This is a genomic window from Chryseobacterium gotjawalense, from assembly GCF_030012525.1.
GTDB classification, from domain to species: Bacteria; Bacteroidota; Bacteroidia; order Flavobacteriales; family Weeksellaceae; genus Kaistella; species Kaistella gotjawalense.
Map to the genome: position 1 here is coordinate 2,432,802 of NZ_CP124855.1, position 18,680 is coordinate 2,451,481.

The 18,680-nt window shown below is 33.8% G+C and carries 16 protein-coding genes and 1 pseudogene; 10 read left to right on the top strand and 7 right to left on the bottom strand.

What is annotated here, in order from left to right:
* Positions 1–88: 88 nt before the first annotated feature.
* Positions 89–2,059 (top strand): annotated as a pseudogene (locus tag QGN23_RS11115) (M1 family metallopeptidase); the annotation flags it as partial.
* Positions 2,060–2,118: 59 nt separating this feature from the next.
* Here the strand turns inward: QGN23_RS11115 and QGN23_RS11120 are convergent.
* The 5 genes from QGN23_RS11120 to QGN23_RS11140 all read right to left on the bottom strand — a co-directional run bounded on the left by QGN23_RS11120 (position 2,119) and on the right by QGN23_RS11140 (position 6,903).
* Complete coding sequence (locus tag QGN23_RS11120; RefSeq protein ID WP_282903905.1) at positions 2,119–3,063, bottom strand: ISAon1 family transposase; 945 nt, start codon at positions 3,061–3,063, stop codon at positions 2,119–2,121.
* Between the two features lie 28 nt (positions 3,064–3,091).
* Complete coding sequence (locus QGN23_RS11125) at positions 3,092–3,445, bottom strand: ISAon1 family transposase N-terminal region protein (protein ID WP_282903875.1); 354 nt, start codon at positions 3,443–3,445, stop codon at positions 3,092–3,094.
* A gap of 1,049 nt (positions 3,446–4,494) precedes the next feature.
* Complete coding sequence (locus QGN23_RS11130; RefSeq protein WP_282904374.1) at positions 4,495–5,763, bottom strand: site-specific integrase; 1,269 nt, start codon at positions 5,761–5,763, stop codon at positions 4,495–4,497.
* A gap of 14 nt (positions 5,764–5,777) precedes the next feature.
* Positions 5,778–6,452, bottom strand: a complete 675-nt coding sequence (locus QGN23_RS11135) for a hypothetical protein (RefSeq protein ID WP_282904375.1) — start codon at positions 6,450–6,452, stop codon at positions 5,778–5,780.
* 1 nt (position 6,453) lies between these two features.
* Positions 6,454–6,903, bottom strand: coding sequence for a hypothetical protein (locus QGN23_RS11140; protein ID WP_282904376.1), 450 nt, complete (start codon positions 6,901–6,903; stop codon positions 6,454–6,456).
* Positions 6,904–7,238: 335 nt separating this feature from the next.
* Here QGN23_RS11140 and QGN23_RS11145 point away from each other — a divergent pair, with 335 nt between their 5' ends.
* The 7 genes from QGN23_RS11145 to QGN23_RS11175 all read left to right on the top strand — a co-directional run bounded on the left by QGN23_RS11145 (position 7,239) and on the right by QGN23_RS11175 (position 11,461).
* Positions 7,239–7,523 carry a DUF3853 family protein gene (locus tag QGN23_RS11145; RefSeq protein ID WP_282904377.1) on the top strand — a complete coding sequence of 95 codons (285 nt, stop codon included), beginning with the start codon at positions 7,239–7,241 and terminating at the stop codon, positions 7,521–7,523.
* On the top strand, positions 7,523–7,777 hold the full coding sequence (locus QGN23_RS11150) for a DUF3853 family protein (protein WP_282904378.1): 255 nt from the start codon (positions 7,523–7,525) through the stop codon (positions 7,775–7,777). The genes QGN23_RS11145 and QGN23_RS11150 overlap by 1 nt, the downstream gene beginning before the upstream one ends.
* A complete protein-coding gene (locus QGN23_RS11155; protein ID WP_282904379.1) occupies positions 7,770–8,498 on the top strand; it encodes a hypothetical protein in 729 nt (242 codons plus the stop codon). Before QGN23_RS11150 ends, QGN23_RS11155 begins: the two co-directional genes overlap by 8 nt.
* Before the next feature lie 18 nt (positions 8,499–8,516).
* Positions 8,517–8,732 carry a hypothetical protein gene (locus QGN23_RS11160; protein ID WP_282904380.1) on the top strand — a complete coding sequence of 72 codons (216 nt, stop codon included), beginning with the start codon at positions 8,517–8,519 and terminating at the stop codon, positions 8,730–8,732.
* Positions 8,733–8,781: 49 nt separating this feature from the next.
* A complete protein-coding gene (locus QGN23_RS11165; RefSeq protein WP_282904381.1) occupies positions 8,782–9,879 on the top strand; it encodes a hypothetical protein in 1,098 nt (365 codons plus the stop codon).
* A 408-nt stretch (positions 9,880–10,287) separates the two neighbouring features.
* Positions 10,288–11,130, top strand: coding sequence for a toprim domain-containing protein (locus tag QGN23_RS11170; RefSeq protein WP_282904382.1), 843 nt, complete (start codon positions 10,288–10,290; stop codon positions 11,128–11,130).
* A gap of 100 nt (positions 11,131–11,230) precedes the next feature.
* Entirely contained in the window at positions 11,231–11,461 is a 231-nt protein-coding gene (locus QGN23_RS11175) for a DUF2188 domain-containing protein (protein WP_282904383.1), read from the top strand.
* Between the two features lie 54 nt (positions 11,462–11,515).
* Here QGN23_RS11175 and QGN23_RS11180 read toward each other — a convergent pair whose 3' ends face one another.
* Positions 11,516–12,355 carry a hypothetical protein gene (locus tag QGN23_RS11180; protein ID WP_282904384.1) on the bottom strand — a complete coding sequence of 280 codons (840 nt, stop codon included), beginning with the start codon at positions 12,353–12,355 and terminating at the stop codon, positions 11,516–11,518.
* Positions 12,356–12,405: 50 nt separating this feature from the next.
* Complete coding sequence (locus QGN23_RS11185) at positions 12,406–13,590, bottom strand: Shedu immune nuclease family protein (protein ID WP_282904385.1); 1,185 nt, start codon at positions 13,588–13,590, stop codon at positions 12,406–12,408.
* Between the two features lie 362 nt (positions 13,591–13,952).
* On the opposite strand from QGN23_RS11185, the gene QGN23_RS11190 reads away from it, so the two are divergent.
* On the top strand, positions 13,953–15,431 hold the full coding sequence (locus QGN23_RS11190) for an RNA-binding domain-containing protein (RefSeq protein ID WP_282904386.1): 1,479 nt from the start codon (positions 13,953–13,955) through the stop codon (positions 15,429–15,431).
* Positions 15,432–15,689: 258 nt separating this feature from the next.
* On the top strand, positions 15,690–18,395 hold the full coding sequence (locus QGN23_RS11195; protein WP_282904387.1) for a restriction endonuclease: 2,706 nt from the start codon (positions 15,690–15,692) through the stop codon (positions 18,393–18,395).
* The last annotated feature ends 285 nt before the right edge of the window (positions 18,396–18,680 follow it).

The following is an 18,680-nucleotide window of genomic DNA, read 5'->3' on the forward strand; positions in this document are numbered from 1 at the left end:
CTTTTTTGAAAAGCTTCAGGAAGTTTAATTTAAAAACGATAACTGTAACAATGTTGAGTTTATTTTATACTTATTACAAAATAAACTCATGAAATTTAAATTTTTAAGGGCGCTGGTCATATGTGCAATCGCAGTTTCTGTGAATTCATTTGCTCAGGAGGTGCCAAAATACAGTTATACCGAAGCATTTAAACCGTATTTCTATTTAAATAATGGTACAGAAACCCGCTCGGCAAGTGGGCAACCCGGTCATCATTATTGGCAGAACAGCGCTGATTATGTGCTGAATGCTTCTTTAAATGAAGCGAAAAATGAAATTTCCGGCTCTGCTGAAATTACTTACACGAACAATAGTTTTGATAATTTGAATTTTCTTTGGCTGCAGCTGGATCAGAATTTATTTAAAAAGGATTCCCGTGGAAATGCTGTCATTCCCATAACTGGAAGCAGAAACGGCGCGCACGGTGAAGATCTCGACGGCGGTTACACTATAAAATCGGTTGAGATTCTTTCAGCAAACGGAAAGAAATTAAAAATAAATCCCTCTTACACGATTTCAGATACAAGAATGCAGATTGATCTTCCACAGGATCTGAAAGCAAAAGGAGGGGTGGTGAAGTTGATCATTCATTATTCTTTTGTTTCCCCGCGTTATGGTTCAGACAGAATGGGAGTTGAGCCTACGAAAAACGGTAAAATATTCACGGTTGCACAATGGTTTCCAAGAATGTGTGTGTATGATGACCAGATGGGTTGGAATACTTTGCCTTATTTGGGAGCCGGTGAATTTTATCTGGAATATGGGAACATCACCGCAAATTTAACAGTTCCTGCCAATCATTATGTCGTGGCTTCCGGAGAATTGCTCAACCCTAAAGATGTTTATACCAACGAGCAAAATAAAAAATGGGCGAATGCTGGAAACAGCGACAAAACCGTAATCATCCGTTCTGCGGCAGAAGTAAATTCCGCACCAAAAACGACAGCTTCCACCAAAACCTGGAAATTTAAAATTGAAAATACCCGTGATTTTGCCTGGGCTTCGTCGCCTGCGTTTATTTTAGATGCTGCAAAAATTAATTTACCAAGTGGTAAAAAATCTATGGCAATTTCTGCCTATCCTGTGGAAAGTGACGGAAATACAGCTTGGGGAAGATCGACCGAATACACTAAAACTTCCATTGAAAATTATTCGAAGCGATGGTATGAATACACCTATCCGAATGCGGTAAATGTTGCAGGAAATGAAGGCGGAATGGAGTATCCGGGAATCGTATTCTGTCACATGAATTCCAAAGGTGCCGATTTATGGGGAGTTACCGATCATGAATTCGGTCATAACTGGTTTCCGATGATTGTCGGTTCCAACGAAAGGCTCTACGCCTGGATGGACGAAGGTTTAAATACGTTCATCAATTCGGTTTCCGAAAAAGATTTTAATAATGGAGAATACTACAAGCCGAAACCACTTCAGTCGATGTCATCTGCTTTCTACAGTGAAAGCATGGAGTCTATAATGACGGCACCGGACAATTTGAAAGAAAGAAACCTTGGGTATTTAGGTTACTACAAGCCAAGTGCAGGATTGTAAATGTTGCGTGAAAATATTTTGGGTGAAGAACGTTTTGATAAAGCCCTTCGCGAATATATCAGGAGATGGGCTTTTAAACATCCGACTCCGGATGATTTCTTCAGAACAATAGAAAACGTTTCCGGTGAAGAGTTGAACTGGTTCTGGAGAGGCTGGTTTTTAAACAAATGGAAAATTGACCAGGCTGTAAAAAGTGCAAAATACATTAATGGTGATTTTACTAAAGGGGTAATTGTTAAAATTGAAAACATTGGACAATTACCAATGCCGGTAAATATAGATATCAAGTTTAAAGATGGAACTTTTCAAAATGTAAAACTTCCCGTAGAAATTTGGAAGCGAAACTCAGAATGGTCTTTCGAAGTTCCGACGAAAAAGGAAATAGTTTCTGTTCAGTTGGATCCAAAAGGAAGTTTGCCTGATGCCAATCCTGCCGATAATATCTTAAAAATGGATAATAAACCAGCTGAAAAAATTTCTTTAAACCGTCCTGCGAATTTTTTTGGATCAGTATCAAAACTTGGGGACTACGCAAAAATTTTGGATAATCTGAAAAGGAAAAATGATTTGTCTCTTACCCCTCGAAGTTGTAATCTGAAGTTTTTTATTTTCGCATTAAAAGATTCGGCCGACGCATTGGTGCTTCTTTGGTCAAAATAATTGAGAATGTCATTGTAATGATTCATAATGGTCTTCATGAGTACTGAAAATGATTTAAACCCACATTCTTCTACTTCTTTGAACCAATGTGCTAATTTTAGGATTGCTACAGACTTTTGAATATTTTGATTGTAAATTTTCCTCAGCCCGTCTGATAAATTATACGCTTTTTCTAAATCAGGATAGTGATAGAACAGTATTTGTGCTCTTTCATTTTGTGTTGATGTCCACTTTTCCCTGGTCTTGTAGAGTAAATATCGGCTTCTTGCCAAGAGTTGCTTTCTGGTATCACCATTTTCAAAAATTTCAATTTCAGGAGTTTTCTTCTTTTCTTTTGCTTCTGTCAAACAGTTGTTTTCCAATTCAATGGCTTGCCACCGATGTTGTATCCTGAGGTCTTGCAATGCTTCTGTGGCGAGCTTCTGAACATGAAAACGGTCGATGACCTGAATGGCATTGGGAAAACATCTTTTGGCAATGAGTTTCATTGAACCTGCCATGTCGAGCGTGATCTCTTTAACTTTCTGTCGGAATTTTCTGCTGATTTTCAGAATCTGTTCAATGACTTTATCGCTTTGAGTACCTTTAATAATGGCTACGATGCTTCCTTTTTTGCCTTTCGCTTTCTTGGAAGTAAGAACGGTGTATAATTCCCCGTCTGAAAGAGCGACTTCATCTAAAGAAAGCTGGTCAGAGAGGTTTTCAGTATATAAGATCCAGTCTTCAGCGTGTTGTTTTTGATCCCAGTCTTTAAAATCGCTGATGCTTTTTTTATATTGTCTTTGAAATTTCTTTCCATTTACGCCATACATTTCTGCTATGGTCTTACAGGGAAGCGCTTTAGTATCGGCTGATTTTTTTTAAGAACTCCGCAAAATCATGTGTCATGCGAGTTCCTTTGGCGATGAGATTCCAGTCTCTTTGAATAATGTTTGCGGATTTTACATCCGTCCATCTTCGGCGTTTGATATGCAGTTTCACGGACTTTCCGCGCAGTGGAAAATCATCTACCATTATTTCCGGCAGAAAACCCTTTGACTGCAAAGTAAGAGAAGAAAACTCCTTTGGAATCGTATTTTTTTCTTCAAAATAAAGATGTAGCACTTTACTTACTTCTTCGAATTTCACAATCTCAAAATGGTCAATTAAAAATTCAGGTAATAAAAATTTGAGGACTTCTGTTTCATTTAGCATCTAACAAAATTATTAAATTTATCTTTTCTCCCCAAGTTTTGGGATTGATCCATTTTTTTGTGGGACGGTTTTTTTATTTTTCAGGTCATTACCCCAAAAAAATAACGCTCTGATTGCTCAGAGCGTTATACCTAAATTTGTAGACCCACAGGGAGTGTTTTTTTAAAACAATAAAGCAATGTAAGTCATCATTTCACTGATAGTAAGCAAGTTAAATAATTTTATAAAAGCATAAGGCATCGTATAAACCACTAAACAATTCCCTATTTAGTCCCTGATTTTAGAAGTAGGGACTAATATCAGAGCTTACATTTATTGAGTAAAAATTCTAAAAAGGTTTTAATAATATGTAGTCTCTGTCAAGAAATTTTTAAAAAAAATTGTACAAGTCTACTAATGTTAGATGGATTTTAAAAATGATATACTAAACCCGAAGCTTTTAAAGTACAGTTTGAAGCTTTGAGAATTTCACTCAAGCAAATTCAATCTAATGCGTGATCATTATTTTACGACCGCGGCATATGAAACCTAACGCGCCAAATCGCAGTGCTTACAATTGGCTTTCCAGCTGTTGCGTCTCCCTCGCAAGACCGATAATTCATTGTTACTTCATTTAACTTAAGGACGTAAATTCCAGCCGCACATTCATCTTTAAAAAAGACCTTGTAGATCAGCAAAAAAAGCTCGCATTCGAAATCCGCTCCCCACGCCAATATGTTCCGGCAGGTACAGATAATATTCGTCCCATCGTGATAGTGCTCAACGCCAAACGATTTTGCGAGGTTTGTGATTACATCTTTGAGCGGAATGAAGTTTACCTGGAAGACAGCCATCATCTTTGTGCTTGAGTAAGGCTACTGATTTCCTATGATACTGAAGTTCTAAAGAGTAGAGATTGTATTGGATTCGATTATCCAATATGCTATCGCATTTGTGCACATTACAAATATCAGCTAGTTCAATGGCTATTGCAAACTATAAGGGAGAGAGGTTCTATGAGACAATCCGACAAAGATTTTCTATCGTTGTGGGATCCGAAGACAGTCGTTTTACAACATATTAAACTTTGCCATCGCGTTTATTTTAGTTTGATCTGCAATATCAATATAGGGCTTCATTGCAGCATAATCACTGTGACCTGTCCACTTCATCACGACCTGCGGTGGAATTCCTAAAGCCAAAGCGTTGCAGATAAAAGTTCGTCTCCCGGCGTGAGAACTCATTAGTGCGTATTTTGGGGAAACTTCATCGAATTTCTGATTACCTTTATAGTAGGTTTCGCGAATAGGTTCATCAATTTCCGCCATTTCCATTAGTTCCCGTAAATATTCATTCATTTTTTGATTGCTAATCACCGGCAAAGCTTTAGATTTTTCATACACTTCATCTTTATATTTTTCAAGTATGGCTCTGCTGTGATCATTGAGTTCAATAATTAAACTATCAGAAGTTTTTACCGTTATTATTTCGATGAAATTATCTTTAATGTCGCTTCGTTTTAAATTTTCTACGTCCGAATATCTCAAACCGGTAAAACATTGGAACATAAAAACATCTCTCACCCTTTCTAAATATTTTTTCTCTTTTGGAATGTCAAAATTCTTCAATTGACTTAGCTCGGGTTGAGTAAGAAAAATTATCTTTTTCTGAATAGTTTTGAGTTTCGGTTTAAAAAGTTCAAATGCTTTGTTTTCATTAAAACCTTTTTTAGTCGCCCATCTTAAAAACCACCGGAGGAAAGAAAAATTCTTTAAGGCAGTGGAGTTCTGGAGTTTTAGATCATCTTGTAAAAAATATTGGTATTTTATTAATTTGTTTTCATCCAGGGATTTAAAACTTAGATTTTCATCAAATGTTTTCAAATGCTTTTTGAAAGTTTTCATTTTTGCCTGGGTCTTAACAGACCATAGATTCAGCAAAGACTCTTCTTTCGTAAAAACATCAAATATTTCAAACAAAGTTTTATCTCGTTCAATCAGAACTACGGGTTTCTTGCCTATTTCAAGATTAAACAAGTTTTTAAAGTTTTCTTTTTCAGGTATAGAATTTCCGATTTCGAATTTGCGAAAAACTTTCTCGCAAACCGATTCAAATTCTTTAATTTTTTTATTAATAATTGAAGCACTAACTTTCTTGTCACCGTGAGTTGTATTGGTTTTACAGCGTTGAGTTTCGAGACTCCATTTGTCAATTTCTACCCGATAACCTAAATTAAAAGCCACGATATTATCATCCCATTTAATTCTATAACGAATTTTTGCAGTAGGTTTATCCTTTTCTTTATCAAGTAAGAACTGAGCATGATATTTAATTTCCATTGTTATTGCCTTTATTATTTCGCCTCGTTTATATTGAAGTTCTTTAAAGATATACCGCTCACTTTTCTTAGATCTGCGTAAGCGTAATTAAATGTTTTTATTAATTTATTGTCTGCATAAATGTTGATGGTTTTTGACAGATCAGTTGAAATGGCTGGGTTGTCATCTTTTCGATGGGTGTAAATTTGGAAAGAGAATGAGAAAATTGGCGATGTGGTTTCATAGATCTCAGTCTCTGTTAACGGCGTACTCAATTGCCCTTTTTCATTTTTCTTTCCGTTGAATTCCTGCGAGATTTTGAGAGGTTCAGAAACAGATCTAAAACTTACATTTCCATTTTCGTCTTTCCAATTATTAGTATGAGAAGAATTTGCTATTAAGTCTAAATTATCGGAATTAATTATTTGATCAAAATTTCCGTCATTGACCTTCACAAAGCGAAACCAAGAAATTTCTTTTAATTGATCCCAATCCCCCTCGTTAATGATTTCAATTTTTACGATTTTTTGGGATTTGGTCAGTTCTTTTTTTATTTCTTCAGCAGATTTTGATTTTTCACCATATCTCGAAAAAATTTTTGTTGCAGTTTCAGTATCTTTATTTTGCCAGTTGTTAAGACTTGTTTTTTTCTTTTGCGCAAAGAAAGTTCCCGATAGGACAAGTGAAGTTAGAAGTATAATTCTTTTCATTTTATTTTTTTAAAAGTTCTAGAACTAAAGTGACCTGCTTCATGCATTCTGTTAATTGATCCTGGCTTGCTCTTAATCTACCAGCTAACTCTGCCTGATGTGCTTGACAACCTTTTTGCAATTCAATCATACCGGAAAACTCACTATGAGAAATATTTATATTACCACTAATATTTCCGTTGATATTACTGTTTACACTGTTTGTTGAACCATTACTGTTTATAGTTTGACGGTTAGTTCTAATCATCTCTCCATTTCCGGAAACAAACCATTCTGGATTTAAATCGGTATAAGTAAGCAGGATTTTCTCGATAGTTTCAGAATTTAAGCCGGAACCCTTTTTTATGGCTCTGCCAATTAATCCTACAGACAGTCCCGCATCTACCGTCATTTTATTTGCATTTAAGTTTCTGTGTACCATATACTTCTGTAATCTTTCAGTGATTGTCATATCAGTAATATTGAACGTTATCGTTATTTTTTGGTTTTATATAGAATAATATCTATATTTGCTTTGAACTTGCAATACAAATATAGTAAATAATTTATATTAAAATATAATTGGAATGCAAAAAGTAAGTGAAGAAATTATTGAAAAAATTTAAGTGAAAATGCTTTTAGTACTGAATTGGCTAAAAGACTTGATATTCAGCAACAGTCCGTATTGGGATTGGCAAAACGAAACAGCAATAAGCTAACATTATTTATCGCTGTTCAATTTTACAAAGAAAAAGGATTTACAGAAAATGAAATTTTTTACGATAGACAACTAAACCCGATTTAACAATGGAGGACTTCAATAAACCAATATGGCAACTGACAATAGGGGAATTGGTAGATATATTAGATTCCAGATCGACCAAGGTGGAACGTGCTGCCAGTGAACTTACTGTTATTAAAACAAAATATGTTTACGGCTTATCTGGATTGGCAGATCTACTGGGTTGTTCAAAAAATCATGCTGGAAAACTAAAAAGTACTGGGATTTTTGATGAGGCGATCATCCAGAACGGTAGAAAAATAATTATCGATTCGGAAAAAGCTTTGGAGCTTTTCAAAAACAGAACGTGATGAGAAATATCGATCCCAAAACTCCAATTTGGCAGCTGACTGTTGAAGAATTCTTAGAGGTTTCAAAACTGATTAATGCTGAAAAGAATTATGAATTTGGACTAAAAGGATTAGCGAAAATTCTTGGATGCTCAATTTCGAAAGCTTCTGAAGTGAAAAGATCGGGTCTTTTGGACGATGCCATCGTTCAGAATGGGAAAATTATCGTCATAGATAAAGATAAAGCACTTCAACTTTTTGCAAAAGATGATTAGTAATTATCATAATTTAATTCAGCGGTTTTGGGAATACAATAATGGTCAACCATTGGGCTCTACAGCTTTATTAATTTATTTCTATTTGTTAAAACTAGGACATGATCAAAATAGTTACAGTGTCAGCATTTCTGATATTAAAGTTGCAAAAGAATTAGGATTGACAAGAAAGACTGTAAAAGTTACCAAGGAGAAACTTCAAAACTCTGGAGTTATAAAATACGTTACAAAGAACGGACTTGCGTGCACGTACACAATCATTCCTGATTATTTATTTCAAACGTTGGAATCAGAAACGAAGCCACCAGACACTTCGATACCAAAAGTCCACCAACCACGTATAAGGCAAAAAGACATAAAGATTTCGGACGCTGTAGGTCCTAAAATACAAAGTCCAGAATGCAGTATTGAAAAATGGCCGCCAGAAACCCGATTGCATAAAAGGAAATCCGCACCAATTCCAACGCTCGAGCAAGTTTACTCCTATGTGAAGTCATTACAGATGTACGATAGCTCTTTAGATGAGCCGGTGAAGATGAAGTACCTCGATTGGATTAACAATGGCTGGAAAAACAATTTTGACCGTCCGATTTCTGATTGGAAATCCACAATAAAAAACGCATTGCCGTATCTGCAAAGCAGTTCCAAAAGTAATACTGTCTTAATTCCTACAATACCAACCATAAGGAGGATTAAAGCTACCAGTAATAGTGAGGAGTGATCTTTTAATATATAGATATTGAGGATTAAATTACAGAATTTAAAAATTGGTCAAAAAGTAACAATCACCGACGTATCAGTAGAACATGAAAGAATTAAAAAAGTGAAAATTTCCAGTGATTGCAGAGTAGAAAGAAGAATTTTTAACGAGTCAACAGAAAATGGCTACAGCTATTATGGTTTGAACGATGGTTGTAAAACGCTGGGAAGCCAGGGTTGTCTTATTGTAGCGTAATGCACATAGGTATAAGTGTCAATTTAATCGAGAATTTTGAAATCAATGTATGGCTCATACAAATAAGGATCTGCGAATAATCCGAAAAGAATTTGAGAGTAGAAGTGAAAAATTTCCTGATAAAATAAGATTAGGGAATAATTTCGTGGACGATTTTATTTTCGAAAATAGCGAAGCAGCAGACATTCCTATCAATGCGCTTCGGGTTATTTTCAACATTGTTTCCATAATAGGAAACAGTCAGTTTCGACCAGTTGACCGACCGCATCAACTATCATTATTCGATGAAGAGTTTGAAACAGACGACAACACATTCGCTTCCATAAAAATTAGAAACAATAAGATTTCGCCAAGTGGATCTACCAAACAAGTAGTTGCGGCTTATGAATTTCTTACGAAATTTAAAATGGGTTGGTACAAATCTGAAAACTCAAAGGGCAAGGAAATTAAAACTTATGGCGGTCTTATTTCCATTCCGAGCTACGATGTTAGAGGATATACCACATTTTTAATAAGCAGTTACTGGTTAAAGAAACTCATGGTCATTCCTGAATATAATTACGTTTTATACAATTTGGTATATAATATTCGAAACAACAAACACGTAATCTTTGCAATATGGCTGTCAAAAATTCCTCCAATGGGAACATCTGTAAAGCTTTCAACACTCAATAAAAAATTCGGACTTAATTATAAAACAGCCAATGATTTTTGTTTCAAATTCTTAAAGCCCGCAAGAATAAATTTAAATAAACACAACAATTTGTCTTTCAATTTTAAATGCGACAAAGATTTAATTACAATTTATCCATACGACAGCAGCAAACAGGTTATTAATGAAGCTACAAAAGTTTCAAAAGAGCAGTTAAAAGTTAGTAGAAGGTTGAATTATTTTAAAGAGAGATATGGTTTAGAGGAAGGTGAAATGGTTCAGTTTTTTTACCACTACAGAAATATTGCACAAACCAGAGATTTAATTGAAAATGCATTTCTTGAATTTGTACAGTCGAACAGAATGCTAAAAAAAAAATCAACCGATTATCAAGGTTTTCCATTTTTAAATGAAATTCAGAACATCATAAAAAAGAATTACGCAAAGACAAAAATGGGCGAATTGTTTCCAAATGGTTATCCTGTCATAATTTGAATTCGGATTTGCACTCATGTAATTTCGGATTTGGACTCCTTCATGTTTCGGAATTGGACTCCCTGAAGTTAAAAACATGTTACTATTGGTTTTTCTGAGTTACGCTTTTCGGATTTGGACTCATTCTTTGCAATATAAGAATGAAATTGTGGATAAGTATGTAGGCCGTTATATATAGTTTCGGAATTGTACTCATTCAGGTGTGGGCTTCTTCTCGGAATTGCGCTCATCTCTTTTTCGGGATTGGACTCATGTAACTTTCGGAATTGGACTCATTTCGGACCTAACGTAAAACCTTTGCTATAAGGTTATATATGGCTTCAGTAAAAAAGATTTAAAAGTAAAGAAAAGCTTTTTTTTATCTAAAAAGGTATCCATCATAAAAATTTGCTTTAAAAAAGAAAAAAAATGAATTGCGGACAGATCAAAGAAAAAATAAGCATCAGGACTGTTTTAGAATCGTTTAACCTGTTTCCTGTGAAGCAAAATTCAGAGACCGCTTTCTATTTCGCGATTGATCGAGAAGAAAAATCGCCAAGTCTCTGTGTAGATTTTGCCCAAAACAAAGCTTTTGATTTTGGAACCGGAAAAAGTTACGATGTGATTTCAATTGTTCAGCAACTAAGTAAATGTTCCGTTTCAAATGCGTTGCAATATTTAGAAAAGTTTGACACTTCAGTCCAATCAACAAACAAAAGTATTCTTGAGTCAAACAAAAATTATGAAATTTTAGAAGTAAAAGAAATTGAACATTTGGCATTGGCTGAATATTTATTGTCAAGAAAAGTATTTAATCAAAAGCATTTGGTTAAAGAAATTCACTATCAAATGAATGGAAAGAATTACTTTGGCGTCGGCTTTTACAACAATTCTGGAGGAGTTGAAATCCGAAATAAATATTCTAAAATCTGTCTGGGCAAAAAGGATATTACTTTAATAAAAAATGAATTGAACCTAAAAAATGAGATCTGCGTTTTCGAAGGTTTTTTTGATTTTCTTACCTATCTCAATTTACCAAATGTTCAGATTTCCAATTCTGATTATTTGATATTAAATTCGACGGCGATGTTTTTTAAAGTTGAAAAACAACTGACGCAATATAATAAGATTGTACTTTTTCTGGATAATGATTTGAGTGGAAGAAATTTGACTGCAGAGATATTTTGCAAATATGAGAATGTGGAGGATTGCTCAATTTTATATGAGGATTTTAAGGATTTGAATGAATGGTTTAGTATTAATAGGCAGTAAACACTTACTTTTAACACGTCAGATCGTTTCGCTGGGAAAATTGCAACTATTTTGTATCTTTATTAAGTTAAATAAAATATAACTTTTAAGAACTTAAATTATGGGCAAAAATCAACACGTAGTTAAAAATTCAGATCAGTGGGGAGTAAAAGGTGAAGGTAATAGTAAATCAACAAAAAACTTTCCGACACAAAAAGATGCAATAGAATTTGCAAAAACAATTGCTAAAAATCAAAAATCAGAAGTAGTAATTCATGGGCGGGACGGTAAAATAAGAGATTCTGACAGTTATGGAAATGATCCTAACCCGCCAAAAGACACGAAGCATTAATGGCGTATATCTTTAGTTGAATGACTGGTTTTGTTTGCATTTCCTGTTGACTCTTCATATTATACTTTGCAACTCATTTCGTAATTCATCTAATTGGTTTTTTCGATTACAAGTTCTTATTAATTTTGAGTTAGATTTATAGTAGTCAAATAAAAATTTTGATTTTAGATAGCATTTATTGTCGTTTGTGATGAATGCTTTACACATAGAGCCGTATGCTGAATGTTTGGAATCATTTAATAAATTATCAAATCCTTGTTTTGAATTAAATAAATCTGGATAAAATCCTATAAAATCGAGGTTCATATAAGCCGTCGTATAATAGTCTGTGTACGCCAAAGGATTTGCAGACGTATCGCCTCGTAAATCCAAACCAAATTTAACAAATTCGTCCAAAGATGTACTTATTCCAATCAATTTGATTAGTTTATTTATTTGTTCGACAGTAAAGTTGCAAATTTCTTTTGGATCGAGTTTAAAGTGCTCTTTGACTATATTGTCTCTAATTGGACTATATTGATCTGTAAAGGTCTTCACAATTGTCTGCCAATAAAACATTTCTCCTGTGGAATTATCATAGTTATTCGCTTCATAAAACGACAGTACATCTCTCTTTTCCAGGTCTATATAACCTCTGCCAAAATACTTTACAATTAATAAATTATTTGTTTTATCAGATAAAAACTTTAAATCCTCTATTAAAATTTGCTGAGAATCAGATGAAGTTTTAGATAAATCTCCAAGATGTGCATCTGAATAAACGAGTACAATTTCATTTTCATATTTTTTTATAAAATCCCGCAATATTAAGTGCGACTCCTGTTTTGGATTTTTTAATATTGAAAATAGATTCCAATCAATATATATTAGATTTTCTGGCTTTAAAATATTCATATCTAGTTTTAAAACATTCTATTTGCTGTACTTTTATTTTTTTACAGAATTTACAGCTTCCGTAATTGTTTTATCATAATCTCCATTCTCCGCAGTAAATCATCATATGTAAAAATATCAATTACATTTTTGTATTTTCTTTTGATAATTTCAAAATCCGCCAACTGTTCCATTGTTAGATTAATGTCGCGACCCATAATTATCATTCCGTTGGGATTTGTAATCTTAATCTCTAAATTGTCTGGTAATTGTTCTTTATACTTTTCAGTCAATTTTCTTTCACCCGCAATTCCCGTTTTATTTAAATAATAGATATATTTTTCTATCTGCATTATTGTTCCTGATAAATCCCTATTTGGAATATGGTTGTCTCTGTATGGATTTACAGACACGATACTTTTATCGAAAGGGACTTTAATTTCGATTAAATCTAAATTTCCCATGAAATCTATGAGCCCGTAATCTAGACGCCTAGTTTTGTTATTGTAAATATCTTTAAATTGTACTTCTTCAAAGACCGCAATATATTTAGGGAAAATTAATAATATTATTTGTAAAATTTCTTCTTGCCATTGTTTTTCAGAATAACTTATTTCATTGGAAAGCATTTGCTGTAATTTTTCAAGCAATGTTTCATATTTAAGAATATCTAATTCTTGAAATGTTTTTCTTAATTCACTCCTAATTAGAGGTGTTTTTTTATTAATATACTTTTTATAACTTTCTTCTTTATCAGTAATATTATTAAAATAATTCGTTAAAATTGATGTGACTTTAGCGTGCCGATATAAAGTTATTTCGTGGGAAGTTGGAAAAATTTCAATTAAATTTTCAAATGCCTCAAAAGGAAGTATATCTTCTTTATCACCTCCAATGTATATTGCAGTATCTACAAACCTATCAATTTGTAATAACAAAGATGTTTTTGACTGAACGTGGAAATGTTCCACACAAATATCAATATCTTTATGAAAGAAAAAGTTATTAGTTAATCCCAGCACTTCATTATCTATTTTGTAGTAGTCATCAATTAATTCTCCAATTAAAAAATGAAATTCGGGTTCCTCAAAATCATCTGAGATCCTTTCAACTAATAATTCTCTATTCAATTGAAATATTGACAAAACTGAAAAATTTTCGTCATTTTGCATCTTTTCATCAACCCAATCTCCTGATCTATATTCAGAATAATACTTTAAAATAAGTTGATGATCGTGTTTTAATATACTTACCAATACATGAAAATTTTAAATTTAAACAAATCTAATTATAAATTATTGTCAATGCTTTATCAAATAATTGAGAATGTTTTTGTAGTAAAATAATCAATTAATTTCATATAGAACGTGTAGGAGAATTGTAATTAATGCTGCACTTAAGTAAATGTGTAAATACACTAGTGTATACAAGTATGTACAAGTTCCTACAATTTCTCCTGCTACATATGTCATAATATGTCAGAATGTGTCCTATAAGAAACGTTCGAAACAAATTTCCTGCTATCTTATATTTCAAAATAGTATACTAGTGTATATAAGTGCCAATTTTGCGAAGGTAAAATTCTTCATTATCTTTGATTCAAATATTTAATCTAAAAATGGCATTACCAATTAACATTGAAAATCTTTTAACAGGCGAAACTGTTGAGTGGGATCGTATAGAATTCAAAAAAGGTTGGAATCCTGAGGATGTGATGCATACTATTTGTGCTTTTGCAAATGATATTAATAATTGGGGTGCCGGTTACATCTTCATCGGTATAGAAGAAAAAGATGGAATGCCATTATTACCTCCATTGGGTTTGCAACTTAATCAGTTTGATGGGATACAAAAAGAATTGGTAAATATTGCCAACCAAATTTCGCCGTACTATTGTCCAGTGACTCAACCATATAAAATTGACGGTAAAGATGTACTGATTATTTGGGTCCCTGGTGGAGACAACAGACCCTACAAATGTCCTGTAAAATTCGGTACTAAAGATTCCAAAAGAAGATATTATGTAAGAAGAAACTCGGTTACAAAACAAGCCAATCATCAGGAAGAACAATTGCTTCTTGAGATGGCAAAAAAAGTCCCATTTGATGACCGAGTAAATCATAATGCCACCATAGACGATTTGAATTTTGGTTTAATTCGGGGGTTTTTAGAAGAGGTTAAAAGCGATCTCCGTACAGAAGCAATCAAAATGCCGCTGAAGGATCTTGCCGTGCAAATGCACATTGCAACTGGTCCGGCAGAAGCATTATTTCCATTAAATGTTGGGTTGCTGTTCTTTAACGAAGCACCCCATAAATTTTTCAGAGGTGCAGTGACAGAATTTATAATTTATTCAGATAATTCTGGCAAAAGTTTTACTGAAAAGAAATTCTCAGGACCGATACATTTACAGATGCGGGATGTTTTGGAATATTTTAAAACCAATGTTTTAAAAGAAAAGGTAAGTAAAAGTAGCCATAAAGCACAGGCGACCAGAGTTGTAAATTTTCCATTTGATGCTGTTGAGGAAGCCGTGGCCAATGCGTTTTATCACAGAAGTTATGAAAATGAAAGCCCTATAGAAATAAATATTTGGCCAGATAAATTAGAAATTTTGAGTTTCCCTGGGCCATTGCCTCCTGTTACCAAAGAAATGCTTAAAGAGCGAAGAATAGTAGCAAGAACATATAGAAATCGTAGGGTTGGTGACTTCTTTAAAGAACTAAAGTTAACTGAAGGAAGAGCATCGGGTTTTCCGACTATTTATGATAGTATGGAACGAAATGGTTCGCCAAATCCCATATTTAAAACCGATGATAATTTTGAGTACTTTCTTTTTGTAATGCCTATTAATCCGCTTTTTATAACAAAAGATATTACAGAGAGAGAGAAAATGATTTTGTCTTTTTGCCTTAGTCCTCAAAAAAGGAGCGAAATTTTGGAACACATTGGTTTAAAGACCCAGCATGCGAATTACGTACGAAACATTTTACCTTTGATAGACCGAGATCTTTTAGAATTTACAATTCCACAAAACCTTACAAGTCCGCGCCAGGAATATGTAACTACTGAAGCTGGCAGAAATTTTATCAAGTAATACTCTATTTTGAGAGGGCAAAAGTAAGGGAGTATAACTAAGTTGATATTAGACGTGATTTCATTTTTCTTCGTGTGGGGGCTCCTTCCTAGAGATTATGAATGATGTTAATATGACATTAAAAGTATGCTAGTGTAACTAAGCCATGCTATTGGACTTGTATAGAAATGTAAATCAGGAATGACGAAAAGAAAATGATAAAACCAGATATTCAGTGGTTAATCCAAAACATAAGATAGACAAAAATTAGAAACACAAATGCAACTAAAACTAGAAAGCCTTGAATATCAGGAGCAAGCCATACAATCTGTGGTAAAGGTATTTGAGGGTAATACCCGAAATACTTTTGATAATGCAACTTCTGAAGGAATACGTTCTAATTTTTCGGATATAAGTTCCCAAGAGTTACAACAAAACATTAAATCGGTTGCTGATGAAAATGGAATCTTACCGGAAAACATTCATTTGAACGATGAAGCAGAATTGTCCATTGAAATGGAAACCGGAACGGGAAAAACTTTGGTTTATATAAAAACCATCTATGAGCTTTTCAAGCACTATAATTTCACGAAATTCATTATTTTGGTTCCTTCTGTAGCAATCAGAGAAGGAGTTCGGGCATCGTTTCAAAATTTCGGCACGCAGCTCGAAAATATTTATGGGCTCAAACCTAATGTCTTTGAATATGACAGTAAGCGTTTATCGAAAGTTTCAAATTTTATAGAAGATCAGCATCCGCAAGTTATGATTATGACTTTGGCCTCGTTCAATTCAGAAGATAAAATTCTTAATCAGGCACAACGTGAGGATCTCTTTAATAATATTCCTTTTATCGAAGCCATTGGAAGAACCCGACCAATTATCATCATGGACGAACCCCAGGAAGGAATGGATACAGAAAACTCCGTGAAGCAGATTTCTAAATTAAATCCTCTTTGTAAAATCCGATATTCAGCTACTCATAAATTAGTAAAGAATTTAATTTATAGGTTGACACCTTACGACAGCTATAAAAATGGGTTGGTAAAGAAAATCGAAGTACTAACCGTAACTGAAAAAAATGACGAAGCTTCATTAAAAATCGAATTATCAGATATTCAGAATAAGAGCATTCCCCAAGTTAAATTAAAAGCTTGGGTTCAAAATAATTCTACGGGAAAAATAGAATTCAAAGTTTCACCGTGGCTGAAGGAAGGAGATAATTTAGGAGCAAAAACGAATAATCCTAGTTACAATAATTATAAAATCGACCGTATTTTCAAAAGTTTGAAAACAGGTAAATGGAGCGTAGTCTTTTCCAATGGGGCAGAAATTTTCGAAAAACAGATCGCTGGGAATTTAGAAAATATTTGGGCTTTACAGTTGGAATGGCTCATTCACCGACACTTTCAGAAATCTCAAAAGTTGAAGGTAAAAGGGATTAAATGTCTTTCCCTCATTTTCATCGATAAAGTCGCCAATTATATGGGTGACGATCCGAAGATCAAAAACTTATTTGCAGAAAAGTACAAACAGGTTTATCCAGATTATCACAACGGAGAAAATCCGGCTGAGGAGCAAATACGAAATATTCAGGGTTATTATTTTGCGCAGAAAAGCAGTGGAGAATTTGCTGATAATGAAGGCGGAGTGAAACAACAGAAACAGATCTATGACGCGATTTTAAGAGATAAAGAAGATATTTTGCAGTTTGGTGACAAAGTCGCCAATAAAATTGAATTCATCTTTTCGCACTCGGCTCTAGGGGTGGGTTGGGATAATCCTAATGTTTTCAATATTGCTACTTTGAACACTACTTACTCGGAAACAAAGAAAAGACAGGAAATTGGTCGCGGCCTGCGAATTTGCGTTAATGATAAGGGTGAGAGAAACTATGACGAAAGTACCGTCGAAGATCCAGAAAGAATCAATCAATTAACCGTTATTCCCAATGAAACCTACGAAACTTTCGTAACCCAGTATCAGGAAGAAATAAAATCTATATACGGTGACGCTAATGCGGGAGCAGGAATGACGCATAACCATAAAGGAAAAGACGAGGATAAAGTACTATTCAAGAAAAATCCTTCAGATGATGTCCAAAAAGCTTTTAAGAAATTCTGGAAGGCAATGGCCAAGAAAACAGATTACAGTATTGCTTTTGATGAAGATCAATTAATTGTAAACGCCGTAGAAAGAATAAATAAAATCACCATTCCGGATTATGTAATCGAAGCTTCCAGTCATTTTGTAAAAGAGTTTACGGAGGGAGGACGTGAAGATGATTTTGCGGGAAGTGAAACCGTTAAACAAAAAGCGGTGTTTACCCCTTTGGACTTGGTAGAAGAAATTAGTGAAAATACGGGTTTAAGCTATACTACTTTATTTGAAATTATTAAAAAAATAGACAATCACCAGGAGTGGGTTAAAAATCCGCCGCGCTTTATTCACGAAGTTTCGGGAATCATAAAAGATGTAGAACTTAATGAAATGCTGCGTAAAATTGAATATAACGTGAATGGCGATGAATTCCCTTTCAATTTTAAAGATTTTGAAAAGAATATTGATGCAAAGCAATATGTAGATACACCCAGAAAAGGAGTTTTTGACAAAATGTTGATCGATAGTGATGTAGAGCGCAGGTTTTCTGAAAATGCGGATGGGGATTCCGAAGTTGTATGTTTCATTAAACTTCCGAACTGGTATAAAATAAAAACACCCATTGGCGATTATGAGCCCGACTTTGGCCTGGTTATGAAAAGAAAAGAGCTAAAAACCGGTGCTGAAAATGAATTCTATTTCGTTATTGAGACCAAAGGAACCAACGATATTAATGATAAGAAAGCATTAACGGAAAGTGAAGTATATAAGATAAAATGTGCATTAAAACATTTTGCGTCCATCGGCGTGGAAGTACAGTACAAAGCACCGGTGAAAGAATACACTTACTTTAAAACAGAAGTGGAAAAAACCGTAAGCGTATGAAAGAATATTTACAAACTTTCAAGGAATATTGGTCATTCATTTTGATAGCAATTTACTCAGTCGCGTACTTATATAACTATCTGTATTTTAGTTTTTTCAGTGTAAATGTATTTCAATATACCGCTATAAGTGACTTGTTATTTTTTTCTGTTGAACAGATATTATTTATATCTATTCTGCTTTTGATTTTTGAATCCGCAGGAATATTTTTGGTTGATCATTTTTTTAATTTTTTCATTTATAAGAAAATAATCGAAAAATTAAAAATTAAAGTTGAGGCTAAAA